The sequence below is a fragment of the Pseudomonas sp. 008 genome (genome assembly GCF_016861935.1).
In the GTDB taxonomy this organism is placed as follows: domain Bacteria; phylum Pseudomonadota; class Gammaproteobacteria; order Pseudomonadales; family Pseudomonadaceae; genus Aquipseudomonas.
Map to the genome: position 1 here is coordinate 108,725 of NZ_BOMA01000011.1, position 17,720 is coordinate 126,444.

The window sequence follows — 17,720 nt, forward strand, 5'->3', positions numbered from 1 at the left end:
ACACCGTCTGTCACATTGGCTGGCGCGAATATGTCGATTAGCCATCAAATCAAGGCAGGTAAAAAAGCCCTACAGCTCAAAATTACTTGCCCTACACCCAATGACTCAGGCGTCCACCATGGCCATCGCCTCCTCCACATCCACTGCCACCAGACGCGAGCAACCCGGTTCGTGCATCGTCACCCCCATCAATTGATCGGCCATTTCCATGGCGATCTTGTTGTGGGTGATATAGATGAACTGCACCGTCTGCGACATCTCTTTGACCAGCCGTGCGTAGCGTCCAACGTTAGCGTCATCCAATGGCGCGTCAACTTCATCGAGCATGCAGAACGGCGCCGGATTCAACTTGAAGATGGCAAATACCAGGGCCAATGCGGTCAGGGCTTTTTCGCCACCGGAGAGCAAATGGATGGTGCTGTTCTTCTTTCCTGGCGGCCGCGCCATGATCGTCACCCCTGTATCGAGTAGATCTTCGCCCGTCAGTTCCAAATAGGCGCTGCCTCCACCGAAAACTTTTGGGAAAAGGGCCTGTAAACCGCCATTGATCTGATCAAAGGTATCTTTGAAGCGGTTCCGGGTTTCCTTGTCGATCTTGCGAATCACGTTCTCGAGAGTGTCCAGTGCTTCCACCAGATCGTCGTTCTGAGCATCCAGATAACGTTTACGCTCGGATTGTTGCTGGTATTCGTCGATGGCCGCGAGGTTGATCGCGCCGAGGCGCTGAATCCGTGCGGCAATACGCTCGAGTTCTTCTTCGGCGTCTTTCTCGCTGGCCCCGGCCACCAGTGTGGCGAGCACGCCATTGAGGTCGTAGCCATCTTCGAGCAATTGATCCTGCAAGGTCTTGCGCCGCACCGTCAACGCTTGCCATTCCATGCGTTGCTGTTCGAGCTGGCTGCGAATCAACTGGGATTGCTGCTCGGCCTGAGTCCGACGCTTTTCCGCATCGCGCAGTTCACGGTCGGCGTCTTCCATGGCGATTTGCGCGGTCTTGAGCTCTTCGTCGACGGTCATGCGTTTGTCGAGCAACTCTTCGAGTTTCAGCCGCAGCTCTTCCAGAGGTGCCTCGCCCTCTTCCAGATTGAGGCTCAGCTGTTCGCGCTTCTCGGTCAGGCGCTCTGCCTGCATTTCCAGCCGCTCAAGAGCCTGACGGGTGGAATCGTGTTGCGCCTTCAGGGACCCCAGGCGCACCGCCAATTGATGCGCATGGTCCTTGTGCTGCCGGGCTTCCTGGCGCACCCGGTCGAGGCGTTCGCGCAGGCTGTCGCGCTGGGCCAGCAGCAACTCGCGCTGCTCGGTATCCACCGCCATGCTGTCGAGGGCTTCCTGCAACTGCAGGCGCGCTTCGCCGATGTTTTCGTGTTCCAGGGCGCGCTGTTCGCTGAGCTCGGTGAGTTCTTCATCGAGACGGCTACGGCGCAGGGTCAATTGTTCGACCTTGGCTTTACCGGCCGACAACTGGGCTTTCAATTCGCCCTGCTGACGCGCTTCGTCTTGCAGCAGACGGCGTAAATGTTCGCGGCCGTTTTCCTGCTGACGCTGTTGCGCCCTGAGATTCTGAAGTTGGGTTTCCAGAGTTTCAACCGTGGCTTCGCGTTCTTCACGCTCCAGGCCCAGCCGTTGGATTTCCTGGCCACGGGCGAGCACGCCGCTTTCTGCCTCGCTAGCCCGACGTACGCGTAAAAAGTGCCTGCCAACCCAGTAGCCGTCGCGGCTAATCAGGCTTTGGCCGGCAGCCAATTGCCCGCGCAAGGCCAAGGCCTGTTCAAGGCTGTCGACCGGTTTGACCTGCCCCAGCCAAGGCGACAGATCGATCTGCGCCTCGACCTTGTCGAGCAAACTGCCGGGCATGCGCACGCCATCGCTGGCCGGGCTGAGCAGGCGCAGATCGCCTTGGGCGAACCCGGCCAGATCGAAATCACCGAAGTCGTCCACCAGCACCGCTTGCAGGTCGGCGCCGAGCACGGTTTCCACCGCCAGCTCCCAACCCGCTTCAACTTTCAGGCCTTCGGCCAAACGCGGACGATCCGCCAGATGCTGTTCGCGCAGCCATTCGGCGGTGCCGGTGCCCGGATCGAGCGCGGCTTGCTGCAAGGCTTCCAGCGACGCCAGCCGACCGTTGAGCCGCTGCAAATCACCTTGGGCTTGCTGCTGCGCCGACAACGCTTGCTGCAACTCCTGACGCAGTTGCTCGAGACGTTCGACTTGCGCCTCTTCACTGGCCTGCAAGTCTTCCAGCGTCGCCTCGGACGCGGCCAACTGCTCGCTGAGTTCCATGATCGCCGCGTCTTCCGGGTCCGCCGAAAGCAGCGCGCGCTCTTCGGCCAGACGCTTCTGGCGATCGGCCAATCGCTCCATGCTGGTTTCCAGCTGCTGGATCCTCGACTGCTGAACTTCAGCCTGGCGACGGGGCTCGGCGGCGGTGAGGTTGAAGGTGTCCCACTGCTCCTGCCAGCCATGCATGGTGGTTTCGGATTCTTCCAGTGCGGCGGCGGCCTCTTCGGCGGCGGCGCTGGTAACTTCCTGCTCCGGCGTGAGCATGTCCAGCTCTTCGCCCAAAGTCAGCAATAAGGTGCGGTCATGGCCCAAGTGCGATTCGGTTTCCAGACGCGCGCGCTCGGCTTCTTTCAGATCGTCCTGCAATTGACGCAAGCGCTGCTGGCCGTGCTGGATGCTCTGCTCGACCCGGGCGATGTCGCCGCCGACCGAATAGAAGCGCCCCTGCACCAGATTGAAGCGCTCGGACAGGTCGTGATGCCCGTCGCGCAGGCGTTCAATGGCCGCGTCGGCATTGCGCTGCTCGGCCACCAGGGCTTCGAAAGTGATTTCCTGGGTGCCGATGATCGCTTCGCGCTGGCCGACCTGCTCGTTCAGCGCCTGCCAGCGCAGGGCTGACAGCTGGGCCTTGAGCTGACGCTCTTCGCCCTTGTATTCCTGATACTTCTTGGCGGCCTCGGCCTGGCGGTGCAAGCGTTCAAGCTGACGCTCGAGCTCTTCGCGCAGGTCGGTCAGGCGGGCCAGGTTTTCGTGGGTGCGGCGGATGCGGTTTTCGGTTTCGCGTCGACGCTCCTTGTACTTGGAGATGCCCGCCGCTTCTTCGATAAAGTTGCGCAGGTCTTCCGGCTTGGCTTCAATCAGCTTGGAGATCATCCCCTGCTCGATGATCGAATAGCTGCGCGGGCCGAGACCGGTGCCGAGGAAAATGTCAGTGATGTCACGACGACGGCATTTGGCGCCGTTGAGGAAATAACTGTTCTGGCTGTCGCGGGTCACTTTGCGGCGGATGGAAATTTCCGCGTAGGCGGCGTATTCGCCGATCAAGGTGCCATCGGAGTTATCGAACACCAGCTCGATGCTCGCCTGGCTCACCGGTTTACGGCTGGTGGAGCCGTTGAAGATGACGTCGGTCATCGACTCGCCGCGCAAGTTCTTGGCCGAGCTCTCGCCCATCACCCAACGCACGGCGTCGATGATGTTCGACTTGCCACAACCATTGGGCCCGACCACCGCCGCCATGTTACTGGGGAAGTTCACCGTGGTCGGGTCGACGAAGGATTTGAACCCCGCCAGTTTAATGCACTTGAGCCGCACGCTTAAGCGACCGTCAAGGCAGAAACCACCAGATCGCAACTGCGCTGGGCATACGCCGTCAGCACCACGCGGATCTGCGCAAAGTCACGGGCCAGCACGGCGGCCAGCAGGCGTTCGAACAGTTCAAGGAACTCGCTCATCGAGGCCTTGCGCTGCTCCAACGCCAGGAAATACGCACGGCTCATGGCCGGCTGCAGATTCTCGACGGTTTCCTGCAGGTACGGGTTGTTGGCGAACGGATACGCGGCGCGCATCACGCTGAAGCTGTCGTCGACGAACGTGCGGATGTCCTGGCGTTCGTAGCTGTCGGTCAGGCGCTGCTGGATCTGCAGGAACGGCGCCATGTCGGCCTGGACTTGCCAGCCGCTAGCCACGGCGTTGCCGAGCAAGATGTACAACTCGCTCATCAGCGTGCACAGGCTCTGCACCTTGTGCGCCGTGAGTTCGGTCACATGGGCGCCACGTCGCGGCAAAATCGCGATCAGGTGGCGGCGCTCGAGAATCAGCAAGGCCTCACGGACTGAACCGCGGCTGACATTGAGCGCCAGCGTGACCTTCTGTTCCTGAATGCGCTCCCCCGGCTTCATTTCGCCGCGAATGATACGTTCGGCGAGGTGGTGAGCGATTTGCTCGGCGAGGCTGTCCGGCGCCTTGAACGTCATGGTTGTCCTTCAAACTCTTCGATCTGCACAAGCGGCGCAGTGTAGCGCAATTGATGGGTCATGGCGGAGTGCCCACCCAGCGGTTTTTGGCACGATTCAAGCAAAAAGCAGGCTATCCCGTGAGGGTCAATAATGAAGGAACGAGTCGTTGATCGACAAAATGCCATTTCCTGACCTTTAAGTCAGAAAATCATTGACCGAAAAGTCAGACCTGATAAATTCGGCTCATGTCGGTTAACAACAATAATGAGTTTGCGAGGCCATCCGTGATCCAGTTTTTATTAAACCAGGAACTCCGTAGCGAGCACGCCCTGGACCCGAACCTGACCGTGCTCAATTACTTGCGCGAACATGTGGGCAAACCCGGCACCAAAGAAGGCTGCGCCAGCGGTGACTGTGGCGCCTGCACCGTGGTGGTCGGCGAGTTGCAGACGGATGACGATGGCCGCGAACACATTCGCTATCGCAGCCTCAACTCCTGCCTGACCTTTGTTTCGTCGCTGCACGGCAAGCAACTGATCAGCGTCGAAGACCTCAAGCACAAGGGCGAGTTGCACAGCGTGCAAAAAGCCATGGTTGAGTGCCACGGCTCGCAGTGCGGTTTCTGCACCCCGGGCTTTGTCATGTCGCTGTTCGCCCTGCAAAAGAACAGCGATCAACCGGACGCCCACAAGGCCCATGAAGCGCTGGCTGGCAACCTCTGCCGCTGCACTGGTTATCGGCCGATCCTGGCCGCTGCCGAGCAATCCTGCTGCGGCAAGCAACCGGATCAGTTCGATGCTCGCGAAGCGCAAACCATCGCTCGCCTGAAAGCCATCGCCCCCACCGACATCGGCGAACTCAATAGTGGCGACAAACGCTGCCTGGTGCCGTTGACCGTGGCCGATCTGGCCGACCTCTACGACGCTTATCCACAGGCCCGCCTGCTGGCCGGCGGTACCGACCTGGCGCTGGAAGTCACGCAATTCCACCGCACCTTGCCGGTGATGATCTACGTCGGCAACGTCGCCGAAATGAAGCGCATCGAGCGCTTCGACGATCGCCTGGAAATCGGCGCCGCCACCGCCCTCTCCGACTGTTACGACGCTTTGAAAGCCGAGTACCCGGACTTCGGCGAATTGCTGCAGCGCTTCGCTTCGTTGCAGATTCGCAACCAGGGCACCCTCGGCGGCAACATCGGCAATGCCTCACCGATCGGTGACTCGCCACCGCTGCTGATCGCCCTTGGCGCGCAGATCGTGCTGTGCAAAGGCGAGACTCGCCGCACCCTGGCCCTGGAAGATTACTTCATCGATTACCGGGTCACCGCGCGCCAGGAAAGCGAGTTCATCGAGAAGATCATCGTGCCCCGCGCCAGCGCTGAACAACTGTTCCGCGCCTACAAGGTGTCGAAGCGTCTGGACGATGACATTTCCGCGGTCTGCGCCGCCTTCAACCTGCGCATCGACAATGGCGTAGTCGCCGACGCCCGCGTTGCTTTCGGCGGCATGGCGGCCATCCCCAAACGCGCGAAAAACTGCGAAGCCGCGCTGCTTGGCGCACCGTTCAACACCACCACCATTGAGCGCGCTTGCGCCGCACTGGCCGAAGATTTCACACCGCTCTCGGACTTCCGCGCCAGCAAGGAATATCGCCTGCTCAGCGCGCAGAACCTCCTGCGCAAGTACTTCATCGAACTGCAAACACCGCACATCGAGACTCGGGTGACCGCTTATGTCTAATCATCACGCTGTAGAGAAGACCCAAGCCGAACTGGCTGAATTGTTCGCCAAGGACCTGACCACCGGAGTCGGCCGCAGCGTCAAGCACGACAGCGCCGCCAAGCATGTGTCCGGTGAAGCACAGTACATCGACGATCGGCTGGAATTCCCCAATCAGCTGCACGTTTATGCTCGGCTGTCGGACCGCGCCCACGCGAAAATCATCAGCATCGACACCAAGCCCTGCTACGCATTCGAAGGCGTGCGCATCGCCATCACCCACGAAGACGTGCCAGGCCTGAAAGACATCGGCCCGCTGTTGCCGGGCGATCCGCTGCTGGCCATCGATGACGTGCAGTTTGTCGGTCAACCGGTACTCGCCGTCGCCGCGAAAGACCTGGAAACCGCGCGCAAAGCCGCGATGGCAGCGATCATCGTATACGAAGACCTCGAACCGGTTCTGGACGTGGTCGAAGCCCTGCGCAAACGCCATTTCGTGCTCGACAGCCATACCCACCAGCGCGGCGATTCGGCCAATGCCTTGGCCACTGCCGAGCATCGCATCCAGGGCACGCTGCACATCGGCGGCCAGGAACACTTTTATCTGGAAACCCAGATCTCTTCGGTGATGCCGACTGAAGACGGCGGGATGATCGTTTACTGCTCGACCCAGAACCCCACCGAAGTGCAGAAACTGGTGGCGGAAGTGCTGGACGTGTCGATGAACAAGATCGTCGTCGACATGCGCCGCATGGGCGGTGGTTTCGGCGGCAAGGAAACCCAGGCGGCAAGCCCGGCGTGCCTGTGCGCGGTGATCGCGCACCTGACCGGTCAACCCACCAAAATGCGCCTGCCGCGTGTTGAAGACATGCTGATGACCGGTAAGCGTCACCCGTTCTACGTCGAGTACGACGTGGGCTTCGACAGTACCGGCCGCCTGCACGGCATCGCCCTGGAGCTGGCCGGTAACTGCGGTTGCTCACCGGACTTGTCGGCGTCGATTGTCGACCGCGCGATGTTCCATGCCGACAACTCGTACTACCTGGGCGATGCGACCATCAACGGTCACCGCTGCAAGACCAATACCGCGTCGAACACCGCTTACCGTGGTTTCGGCGGCCCGCAAGGCATGGTCGCCATCGAAGAAGTGATGGACGCCATCGCCCGTCATCTGGGCCTCGATCCGCTGGCGGTGCGCAAGGCCAACTACTACGGCAAGACCGAGCGCAACGTCACCCATTACTACCAGACCGTCGAGCACAACATGCTCGAGGAAATGACCGCCGAACTGGAAGCCAGCAGCCAGTACGCCGAGCGCCGCGAAGCGATCCGTCGCTACAATGCCAACAGCCCGGTCCTGAAAAAAGGCCTGGCGCTGACCCCGGTCAAATTCGGCATTTCCTTCACCGCCAGTTTCCTCAACCAGGCGGGTGCGTTGGTGCATGTCTACACCGACGGCAGCATCCACCTGAACCACGGCGGCACCGAAATGGGCCAGGGGTTGAACACCAAAGTTGCGCAAGTGGTGGCTGAAGTATTCCAGGTGGAAATGGACCGGGTGCAGATCACCGCGACCAACACCGACAAAGTGCCGAACACCTCGCCAACCGCCGCTTCCAGCGGCGCCGACCTCAACGGTAAAGCCGCACAGAACGCCGCGGAAATCATCAAGAAACGCCTGGTGGAATTTGCTGCGCGGCAATACAAGGTCAGCGAAGAAGACGTGGAATTCCACAACGGGCATGTGCGGGTTCGCGATCACATCCTGACGTTCGAAGCGCTGATCCAGCAGGCGTATTTCGCCCAGGTATCGCTGTCGAGCACTGGCTTCTATAAGACCCCGAAAATCTACTACGACCGCAGCCAGGCTCGCGGCCGGCCGTTCTACTACTACGCCTTCGGCGCGGCCTGCGCCGAGGTGATCGTCGACACCCTGACGGGCGAGTACAAGATGCTGCGCACCGACATCCTCCACGACGTCGGCGCCTCGTTGAACCCGGCCATCGACATCGGTCAGGTCGAGGGCGGTTTCATCCAGGGCATGGGCTGGCTGACCATGGAAGAACTGGTGTGGAACGACAAAGGCAAACTGATGACCAACGGCCCGGCCAGCTACAAGATCCCGGCCGTGGCGGACATGCCGTTGGACCTGCGGGTGAAGCTGGTGGAAAACCGCAAGAACCCGGAAGACACGGTGTTCCATTCCAAGGCTGTGGGTGAGCCGCCGTTCATGCTTGGCATCGCCGTCTGGTGCGCGATCAAGGACGCCGTGGCGAGTTTGGGCGACTACCGGCATCAACCGAAAATCGACGCGCCGGCGACGCCGGAGCGGGTGTTGTGGGGCTGTGAGCAGATGCGTCAGTTGAAGGCGGTGAAGGCCGTCGAAACTGAGTCGGAAGTAGTGGTTTGATCGTTCCCACGCTCTGCGTGGGAATGCAGCCCGCGACGTTCTGCGTCGCATTGTGAACAGCGGACGCGGAGCGTCCAGAGATGCATTCCCACGCCGAGCGTGGGAACGATCTTGAGAGGTGAACATGTACAACTGGATCGACGCCCTCGCCGACCTGCAAAACCGGGGTGAACCCTGTGTGTTGGTGACCATCATCGAAGAGCTCGGCTCGACGCCGCGCAATGCCGGCTCGAAGATGGTCATCAGCGCCACGCAAACGTTCGACACCATCGGTGGCGGGCATCTGGAATACAAGGCCATGCAGATCGGCCGCGAGATGCTTGCCAGCGGCCGGCAGGACACCCATCTGGAGCGCTTCAGCCTCGGCGCCAGCCTGGGCCAGTGCTGCGGCGGCGTGACCGTGTTGTTGTTCGAGCCGATGGGCCAGGTGCAAGCGCAGATTGCTGTATTCGGCGCCGGCCACGTCGGTCGGGCGCTGGTGCCGCTGCTCGCCAGCCTGCCCTGCCGGGTGCGCTGGATCGATTCGCGGGAAGCCGAATTCCCCGAACAGATCCCCCATGGCGTGCGCAAAATCATCACCGAAGAACCGCTGGATGAAGTCGATGACCTGCCCGCTGGCAGCTACTGCATTGTCATGACTCACAACCACCAGCTCGACCTCGAACTCACCGCCGCGATCCTCAAGCGCAATGACTTCGCCTACTTCGGCCTGATCGGTTCGAAGACCAAACGGGTGAAGTTCGAACACCGCCTGCGTGATCGTGGTTTCGACAGCGCCGTGCTGCAACGCATGCGCTGTCCGATGGGGCTGGGCGAAGTCAAAGGCAAGTTGCCTGTGGAAATCGCCATCTCCATCGCCGGCGAAATCATCGCCACTTACAACGCGAATTTTGGCCAGCACACCGCCAGCGCCGGATCATCGATCGCCAAACTGCTGCCTGCTTCACGCCGCAGCCAAGCTTCTAACTGAAGAGCTTCGAACTGAAAAGCCTCGAACTGAAAAGCTCCGAACTAATTGAGAACACCCATGCCAATGACTCGCAAAGCCTACCGCGCCGCCATTTTGCACAGCATCGCCGACCCTGCCGAAGTGGGTATCGAAGCCTCGTATGAGTATTTCGAAGACGGCCTGCTGGTGGTCGAGAACGGCCAGATCAACGCCATCGGCCACGCCAGCGAATTGCTGCCAGCGCTGCCGGCCGACATCGAGATCACCCATTATCAGGACGCACTGATCACCCCCGGCTTCATCGATACCCACATTCACCTGCCGCAAACCGGCATGGTCGGCGCCTACGGTGAGCAACTGCTGGACTGGCTGAACACCTACACCTTCCCGTGCGAAAGCCAGTTCGCCGACAAGGCTCACGCCGACGAAGTGGCGGATATTTTCATCAAGGAACTGTTGCGCAACGGCACCACCACCGCCCTGGTCTTCGGCAGCGTGCATCCGCAATCGGTGAACTCGTTTTTCGAGGCTGCCGAGCAACTGGATCTGCGGATGATCGCCGGCAAGGTGATGATGGATCGCAACGCGCCGGACTACCTGACCGACACCGCCGAGTCGAGCTATGTCGAAAGCAAGGCGCTGATCGAGCGCTGGCATGGCAAGGGCCGCCTGCATTACGCAGTCACGCCGCGCTTCGCCCCGACCAGCACCCCGGAACAGCTTGCACTGGCGGGGCAGTTGCTCAGCGAATACCCGGATCTGTACATGCAGACCCACATCAGCGAAAACCTCAAGGAAGTCGAGTGGGTCAAGGAACTGTTCCCGGAGCGCAAGGGCTACCTGGACGTCTACGATCACTACCAATTGCTCGGCGAGCGCTCGGTGTTCGCCCACGGCGTGCACCTGTGCGACGACGAATGCGCGCGCCTGGCACAGACCGGATCGGCGATTGCGTTCTGTCCGACCTCAAACTTCTTCCTCGGCAGCGGCTTGTTCAACCTGCCGATGGCCGAGAAGCACAAGCTGAATGTCGGCCTGGGCACGGACGTCGGTGGCGGCACCAGTTTCTCGCTGCTGCAAACCCTGAACGAAGCCTACAAGGTTATGCAGCTGCAAGGTGCGCGGCTGAGCCCGTTCAAGTCGCTGTACCTCGCCACCCTCGGCGGCGCCCGCGCGCTGCGGCTGGAAGACAAGATCGGCACCCTGCAACCGGGCACCGACGCGGACTTCCTGGTGCTGGACTACAACGCCACGCCGCTGCTGAGCTATCGCATAAAGCAGGCGAACAACATTGCCGAGACGTTGTTTGTGTTGATGACGCTGGGGGATGATCGGACTGTGCTGCAGACGTATGCGGCGGGGAGTCTGGTGCATCAGCGCTAAAGTCTTTCAGGCATAAAAAATCCCCCGCATTCATTGATTGCGGGGGATTTTTTTGTCGCCTGTCAGACCGCTATCGCGACTCGGCCCGATTTATAGCTTGGCAGTCGAACGCCCCGGTTTCTTGGTCTGCAACAGATGCGAGAACACCGCATGCAAATCATCCGACGCGCTTTCTTCGTCGAGGTTGAGTTTGCTGTCGATGTGGTCCATGTGATGCATCATCAAGTCCACCGCCAGCGTCGCGTCCCGCGCTTCGATGGCGTCGATCAGCTGGGTGTGTTCATCGTAGGAACAGTGGGAACGGTTGCCGCTCTCATACTGGGCGATGATCAGCGATGTCTGGGACACCAGGCTGCGCTGGAAGCTGATCAGCGGCGCGTTCTTCGCCGCTTCGGCCAGTTTCAAGTGGAACTCGCCCGACAGACGAATACCGGCACCGCGATCGCCGCGGGAGAAGCTGTCGCGCTCGTCGTTGACCATCTGCCGCAAGTCGGCAATCTGCTCGGCAGTGGCGTGCTGTACCGCCAACTCAGTGATCGCCCGCTCCACCAGCCGCCGCGCCATGAACACCTGACGTGCCTCTTCGACACTCGGGCTGGCGACGACAGCGCCGCGATTCGGACGCAGCAATACCACGCCTTCATGGGCCAGACGCGACAGCGCGCGGCGAATGATGGTGCGACTGACCCCGAAAATTTCCCCCAGCGCTTCTTCGCTCAACTTGGTGCCGGGCGCCAGACGCTGTTCGAGGATGGCCTCGAAGATATGCGCGTAGACAATATCGTCCTGGGTACCGCTGCGGCCGGCTTTGCCTGCTCGCGGTTGTTTCTTGAGGGGTTGCAACTGTTCGTTCATGGGCACTCGAGTCGGGAGAACTGCGGCGAATTGACCGTGACTGTAATACGGCACAGTGGGTCGCTGGCAAGTATCGCGTAAAAAACACTGCAATTGTACACAATGGCGGGTGGCAACACGACTGTACGGCTGTTTGTCGCCTTTGCTGTATCGCAACGACCGGTTACGTTTCAGTTTAGGCTTGAACGCAGAATTCGCAGCCTGAACACAATCCCTACAGGAGCGAGGCTTGCCCGCGAAGGCGTCGTGTCAGTCGATATCAATGTTGAATGACACGACGCCTTCGCGGGCAAGCCTCGCTCCTACAGGTTCAGCGGCTACGGACATCTTTATCAGAACAAGGAACACCGCTGTCATGACCGACGCCACGCACACGCAGCTTCGTCCCCTGACCGACACGTCGCCCTCGGCCATTGTCGCCGGGTTCATCGCCATGATGACCGGTTACACCAGCTCCCTGGTGCTGATGTTCCAGGCTGGGCAAGCGGCGGGCCTGACCAGCGGGCAGATTTCGTCGTGGATCTGGGCGATCTCCATCGGCATGGCGGTGTGCTCGATCGGCCTGTCCTTGCGCTACCGCACCCCGATTACCATTGCCTGGTCGACCCCCGGCGCGGCGTTGCTGATCACCAGCCTGGGCGGTGTCAGCTACGGCGAGGCCATCGGCGCCTACATTACTTGCGCAGTGTTGGTGACCGTGTGCGGCCTGACGGGCAGTTTCGAACGGCTGGTGAAAAAGATTCCGGCCTCGTTGGCGGCGGCGTTGCTGGCGGGGATTCTGTTCAAGATCGGCAGCGAGATTTTCGTCGCCGCCCAGCACCGCACCGCGCTGGTCCTGGGGATGTTCTTCACGTATCTGCTGGTCAAGCGCCTGTCACCACGCTACGCCGTGCTCGCGGCACTGCTGATTGGCACCGCGCTGGCCGGTTTCATGGGGTTGCTGGATTTCAGTGGCTTTCACCTGGAAGTCGCGACGCCGGTCTGGACCACGCCGCATTTCTCCCTGGCCGCGACCATCAGCATCGGCATCCCGCTGTTCGTGGTGGCGATGACCTCGCAGAACATGCCGGGCATCGCCGTTTTGCGCGCCGACGGCTACAACGTGCCGGCCTCGCCGCTGATCACCACCACCGGCATCGCCTCGTTGCTGTTGGCGCCGTTCGGCTCCCACGGGATCAACCTGGCCGCCATCAGCGCAGCGATCTGCACCGGGCCGCACGCCCATGAGGATCGCAACAAGCGTTACACGGCAGCGGTCTGGTGCGGGATTTTCTACGGGATTGCCGGGGTGTTCGGCGCGACATTGGCGGCGTTGTTTGCCGCGTTGCCTAAAGAACTGGTGCTGTCGATTGCCGCGCTGGCGCTGTTCGGCTCGATCATCAACGGTCTGAGCATTGCCATGGCGCAAGTGCAGGAACGCGAAGCGGCGCTGATTACCTTTATGGTGACGGCATCGGGGCTGACGCTGTTTTCCATCGGTTCGGCGTTCTGGGGGATTGTCGCGGGGGTGTTGACGCTGGTGATTCTGAATTGGCGTAAAGCCTGAAAAAAAACGGCGACCCTTGGGGTCGCCGTTTTTTTAGAACATCAGGCTACCGGATTGATCGGCTTTTCCGGGTACCAGACGTCGATCAGCGGGCTGACTTCAGCGCTGGTCAATTCACTACGGCCCTTGAGCCAGGCTTCAACAGCGGCACGCTGTGCTTCGGTCACCGAGCCACGCTTCTGCAGGCAAACCAGACCGAAGTCATCGCCGCCCACATAACCCAGACCGTTGGCTTCCATGGCTTCTTTCAGGAACGCGTCGAGGAAAGCATCAATGGCTTCATCAGCCAAATCTTCTTTGAAATCCAGGTTCAGTTCGAAACCCAGCTCTTGAAATTCATCGACGCACAGTTTTTTGCGCAGACGCTGGGAACGGTTAGTCGCCATTGGAACAATCCTCATAAGTAATAACGGGCGGCACTTTAGCAGTTTAAGGCGCCGATTACCCGCCTCAGAACGGCGCGACGTCTACCGTCGGTAAAAAAATAGCGGATTAGTCGACCAAGGTGCGGCACAAGCCCTTGCACCTTGGGGCATAATGCCGACACTTTCATGACCGCTGAGGGAATTTATCACCATGCCCTCGTCTTTTTCCCCCTCGGCTGTAGGGTTTTATTTCAGATGATCAAATCTTTGCGTCCATTGCTGCTGGCCAGCCTTCTTCTGCCCCTGGCTCTCCCCGTTTCCGCCGCGCCGATCAACACCGCCCTGTCGCCCAACGTTGAAAAGGCCCTCAAGGCCAGCAAATTGCCGGACAGCGCCTTGTCGCTGGTGATGATCCCGCTTAACGGCCCGGGCACCCCAACCGTTTATAACGCTGACGTTTCGGTCAACCCGGCCTCGACCATGAAACTGGTCACCACCTATGCGGCGCTGGAAATGCTAGGCCCGAACCATCAGTGGAAAACCGAGTTCTACACCGACGGCACCCTCAGCGGTGGCATCCTCAACGGTAACCTCTACCTCAAGGGTGGCGGCGATCCGAAGCTGAACATGGAAAAACTCTGGCTGCTGATGCGCGACTTGCGCGCCAATGGCGTGACCCAGGTCACCGGCGACCTGGTGCTGGACCGCGGCTTCTTCGTGCAACCGCAACTGCCCGAGTTCAACGACGACGGCAATGACGAGAACAAACCGTTCCTGGTCAAGCCCGACGCACTGCTGGTCAACCTCAAGGCCCTGCGTTTCGTGGCCCGCAACGACTCGGGCAAGGTCCTGGTGTCGGTCGAGCCGCCGATTGCCAGCATCCGCATCGACAATCAGGTCAAGGCGCTCAACTCCAAGCAATGCACCGGGGGCGTGCGCTACAACCCGGTGACCCAGGCTGATGGCAGCGTCACCGTGACCGTCGGCGGCCAGTTGGGCGAAGGTTGCAGCTCCCAGACCTACTTGTCGCTACTCGACCACGCGACCTACACCGCCGGCGCCGTGCGCGCGATCTGGAAGGAATTGGGCGGCAGCATCCAGGGCCAGGATCGTCTGGCACCGACGCCGAGCAGCGCCAAGGTGCTGGCCCGGGCCTACTCGCCAGACCTGGCGGAAATCATTCGCGACATCAACAAATACAGTAACAACACCATGGCTCAGCAGTTGTTCCTGAGCCTGGGCCAGAAATTCCGCACCGACGCCGACAGTGATGACGCGAAAGCGGCCCAACGTGTGGTGCGTCAGTGGCTGGCGCAGAAAGGCATCACATCACCGCACCTGGTGATGGAGAACGGTTCCGGCCTATCCCGCGCCGAACGGGTAAGCGCACGTGAAATGGCCGCAATGCTGCAAGCCGCCTGGCGCAGCCCGTACGCCGCCGAGTTCATCAGCTCGATGCCGATTGCCGGCACCGACGGCACCATGCGCAAACGCCTGAAACACACGGCCATGACCGGTGAAGCCCACGTCAAGACTGGCACCCTGAACACCGTGCGTGCCATCTCCGGCTTCAGCCGCGATGTCAATGGCAATACCTGGGCGGTGGTGGCGATTCTTAACGACAAGGCTCCGTTTGGCGCGTCTTCGGTGCTGGATCAGGTGCTGTTGGACCTGTATCGCCAGCCGAAACTGCCGACCACGGCATCGGTGTTGTAACCGGATCCATCGAACACCTCAGATCCAATGTTGGAGATTCTATGTTGCAGGGCAACCCTGCAACATAGAATCTCCAACAGGGTCTGTATGCAGACCTAGCTCATCTGCCCCTCAACCCGATCCCTTCCCGCCTGCTTCGCCGCGTAAACCCCCGAATCCGCCCGCAACAGCAACGCATCCGCGCCTTCCCCGGCCCGCCAGCTGGCAATCCCGAAACTCGCGGTAACGATCCCCACCTCGTCGATCGGCGAACTGCGCAACCCTTGCCACAGTTCCAAGGCCAGCACATGAGCCTGCTCGCCGTCGATGTCCGGACAGAGCACCATGAACTCTTCGCCCCCCAGGCGACAGAATACATCGGTGCGCCGCAGGCGACGGCCAATACGCTCACACACCGCCTGCAATACCCGATCGCCCACGGCATGGCCGTGCTGGTCATTGATGCGTTTGAAGTGGTCGATGTCGAGCATGATCACCGACAACTCGCCACCACCGCGCTCGACCCGGGCCATTTCTGTGGTCAGGCGCTCCTGAAAGTAGCGGCGGTTGTGGATCCCGGTCAGGGAGTCGGTCACCGACAGTGCGCGCAACTCCTCTTCCACCCGCTTGAGGTCGGAAATGTCCGAAATGTAGCCATGCCACAGCACACCGCCACCGGGCAGCTCCTCCGGCGTCGCTTCGCCGCGGACCCAGCGCAGGCCACGCTCGGGCAATTGCACGCGATACTCTTCGCGCCAGGGGCTGAGGTTGTCCGCCGACACCTGGATCGATGCGCGGACCCGGCGCGAGTCCTGAGGATGAATCCGCGAGAACACCGCTTCGGCATTGCTCAACAGTACCTCCAGTTCGAGTTCGTAGATCTCGCGCATCCCGTCGCTGGCATAGATCACGCTGAAGCGCCCATCGAACTCCATCTTGAACTGGTAAATCCCGCCGGGCACATGGGCGCTGAGTTTCTTCAACAACAAGTCCCGCGCCGCCAGGGCCTCGTGGACGCGCTTGCGCTCGGTGATGTCGATACAGATCGCCAAGTGCCCGACCCACAAACCCTGCTCGTCGAGAACGGGGGTCGCCAGCATGTTCACCGTCAAATGGCTGCCGTCGCGGCGCACCAGCGTCCACTCCCGGGCTTCGTGACCGCCCTCTTCCCCGCCTTCGACCAACATGGCCTGACAGGTCGGAATCGGCTTGCCATAGCGCGCGCTCAACTCCGCCGACCGCGCCTCGAGCTCCCGGGGCAGGTGCAGGTTTTCCAGGGTCATGTGGCCCACGGCCTGCGCACTGGAGTAACCGAGCATGTGCTCGGCACCGGCGTTGAAAGTGCTGACGATCCCGCGCAGGTCGGTGGCGATAATCGCCACCTGAGTCGCAGCATCCAGCACGCCGCGCAATTGGCCATGCGTGCCGCGCAGCTCTTGCTCACGGGCGTGCAGTTCCTCGGTCCGTTGCTCGACCATTTTCAGCGCCCGTTGCCGCTGGCTGACCAACACATAGAGAAACACACTGAGCAACAAGCTGAGTAAACCACCCAGCACCACCTGGCTGGTCACTGAGGAATGGTTGGCTTGCAGGAACGCAGCACTGGGGCGCATATCCACTTGATAATCGTGGTCGGCCAGGCGCAGCAAGCGCGTAGAGGACAAGTCACTGGCCCCCGCCGGGTTGGTCGACTCGTACAGCACTTCGTGTTGGTCATCGGTGGACAAGTCGAGAATGCGCACCGAGAGAGAATCATGATTCTCTTCCGGCAGCCCGTCCGCCAGCAGCTGGCGCATGCTGATCACCGCCATCACATACCCGACGGGCGTGGTGTCCGGCAGGTGCTGACGGCTGACGGGGGCCACCAGCAACACCCCCCGTGAATAGGCAGGCTCAATGCCTACCAGATGCAATGGTTGCGAGACAGCCATGCGGCCAGTTCGATCGGCACGCTCCAGGGTCGAACGGCGCAGGGGCTGAGCCAGCAGGTCGTAACCCAGCGGCGTGGGCAGTCGGCTCTGGGTTTGGGTATAGAGCACCGGCACGTACTCGTCCCGCTCCGCGGCCGGTTGCAACTGGCCGTCGGCGGTGAGTTCGCGAAAGGTGAAATTGCTCAAGCCTTCGTCATGCACGAAGCGTTCAAGCAAGGGGCGTTCGGCGCGGGAAACCCGTGGTGCCCAGGAATAGGCTTGGGTGCGCCGCAGAAGAGGTTTGGCGTAACCGTCGAATTCCTCGCGGGACACCGACTCGGAATTGGCAAAGAACCGGCGCAGGCCATCGAGGCGCTGCTCCTGATCTTCGAAACGTTCTTCGATACGGCTGTAGCGTTCACTGGCGAGCAGTTGGAAACGTTGCCGCATTTGCTGATGAAACTGATTGAGCGTGGCCCAGGCCAGTAACCCCGTAAGAATCCCGCCGACGAGCAATACCAGCAGCGCGACCAGCCAGGCCGAGACATCTTCGCTGATAAAACCCAGGATCTTGGGGCGCACGGCGTGTAACGACATAAACGCAACTCATAACGCCAGGTGCCGGAAAGCCCATTGGCCATGAGTTGAGTT

Annotated in this window: 11 protein-coding genes; 6 read left to right on the forward strand and 5 right to left on the reverse strand. The window is 60.8% G+C overall.

Annotated features, from left to right (window positions below):
* Positions 1-105: 105 nt before the first annotated feature.
* Complete coding sequence (gene smc / locus JUI81_RS21705) at positions 106-3,594, reverse strand: chromosome segregation protein SMC (protein WP_028941144.1); 3,489 nt, start codon at positions 3,592-3,594, stop codon at positions 106-108.
* Between the two features lie 2 nt (positions 3,595-3,596).
* Positions 3,597-4,256, reverse strand: a complete 660-nt coding sequence (locus JUI81_RS21710) for a GntR family transcriptional regulator (protein WP_018925281.1) — start codon at positions 4,254-4,256, stop codon at positions 3,597-3,599.
* Between the two features lie 266 nt (positions 4,257-4,522).
* Here JUI81_RS21710 and xdhA point away from each other — a divergent pair, with 266 nt between their 5' ends.
* From xdhA to guaD, 4 genes are all read left to right on the forward strand, one after another.
* On the forward strand, positions 4,523-5,977 hold the full coding sequence (xdhA, locus tag JUI81_RS21715; RefSeq protein ID WP_204125012.1) for a xanthine dehydrogenase small subunit: 1,455 nt from the start codon (positions 4,523-4,525) through the stop codon (positions 5,975-5,977).
* Positions 5,970-8,366, forward strand: coding sequence for a xanthine dehydrogenase molybdopterin binding subunit (gene xdhB, locus JUI81_RS21720; protein WP_204125013.1), 2,397 nt, complete (start codon positions 5,970-5,972; stop codon positions 8,364-8,366). Before xdhA ends, xdhB begins: the two co-directional genes overlap by 8 nt.
* A 124-nt stretch (positions 8,367-8,490) precedes the next feature.
* A complete protein-coding gene (xdhC, locus tag JUI81_RS21725; RefSeq protein ID WP_204125014.1) occupies positions 8,491-9,336 on the forward strand; it encodes a xanthine dehydrogenase accessory protein XdhC in 846 nt (281 codons plus the stop codon).
* Between the two features lie 63 nt (positions 9,337-9,399).
* Positions 9,400-10,698: a guanine deaminase gene (guaD, locus tag JUI81_RS21730; RefSeq protein ID WP_204125040.1), complete on the forward strand. Its 1,299-nt coding sequence runs from the start codon at positions 9,400-9,402 to the stop codon at positions 10,696-10,698.
* Positions 10,699-10,788: 90 nt separating this feature from the next.
* Here the strand turns inward: guaD and JUI81_RS21735 are convergent, their stop codons facing one another.
* A complete protein-coding gene (locus JUI81_RS21735) occupies positions 10,789-11,553 on the reverse strand; it encodes a GntR family transcriptional regulator (protein WP_007941070.1) in 765 nt (254 codons plus the stop codon).
* A gap of 355 nt (positions 11,554-11,908) precedes the next feature.
* Here JUI81_RS21735 and JUI81_RS21740 point away from each other — a divergent pair, with 355 nt between their 5' ends.
* The gene (locus JUI81_RS21740) at positions 11,909-13,099 is read left to right on the forward strand and encodes a benzoate/H(+) symporter BenE family transporter (protein ID WP_204125015.1); all 1,191 of its coding nucleotides are present in this window, start codon (positions 11,909-11,911) and stop codon (positions 13,097-13,099) included.
* Between the two features lie 41 nt (positions 13,100-13,140).
* Here JUI81_RS21740 and JUI81_RS21745 read toward each other — a convergent pair whose 3' ends face one another.
* On the reverse strand, positions 13,141-13,485 hold the full coding sequence (locus JUI81_RS21745) for a YggL family protein (RefSeq protein ID WP_018925275.1): 345 nt from the start codon (positions 13,483-13,485) through the stop codon (positions 13,141-13,143).
* Between the two features lie 234 nt (positions 13,486-13,719).
* Between JUI81_RS21745 and dacB the strand changes: the two genes are divergently transcribed.
* Positions 13,720-15,180, forward strand: a complete 1,461-nt coding sequence (dacB, locus tag JUI81_RS21750; RefSeq protein WP_019579764.1) for a D-alanyl-D-alanine carboxypeptidase/D-alanyl-D-alanine-endopeptidase — start codon at positions 13,720-13,722, stop codon at positions 15,178-15,180.
* Between the two features lie 95 nt (positions 15,181-15,275).
* On the opposite strand, the gene JUI81_RS21755 is transcribed toward dacB, so the two are convergent.
* Positions 15,276-17,666: a diguanylate cyclase gene (locus JUI81_RS21755; protein ID WP_096479815.1), complete on the reverse strand. Its 2,391-nt coding sequence runs from the start codon at positions 17,664-17,666 to the stop codon at positions 15,276-15,278.
* Positions 17,667-17,720 lie beyond the last annotated feature (54 nt).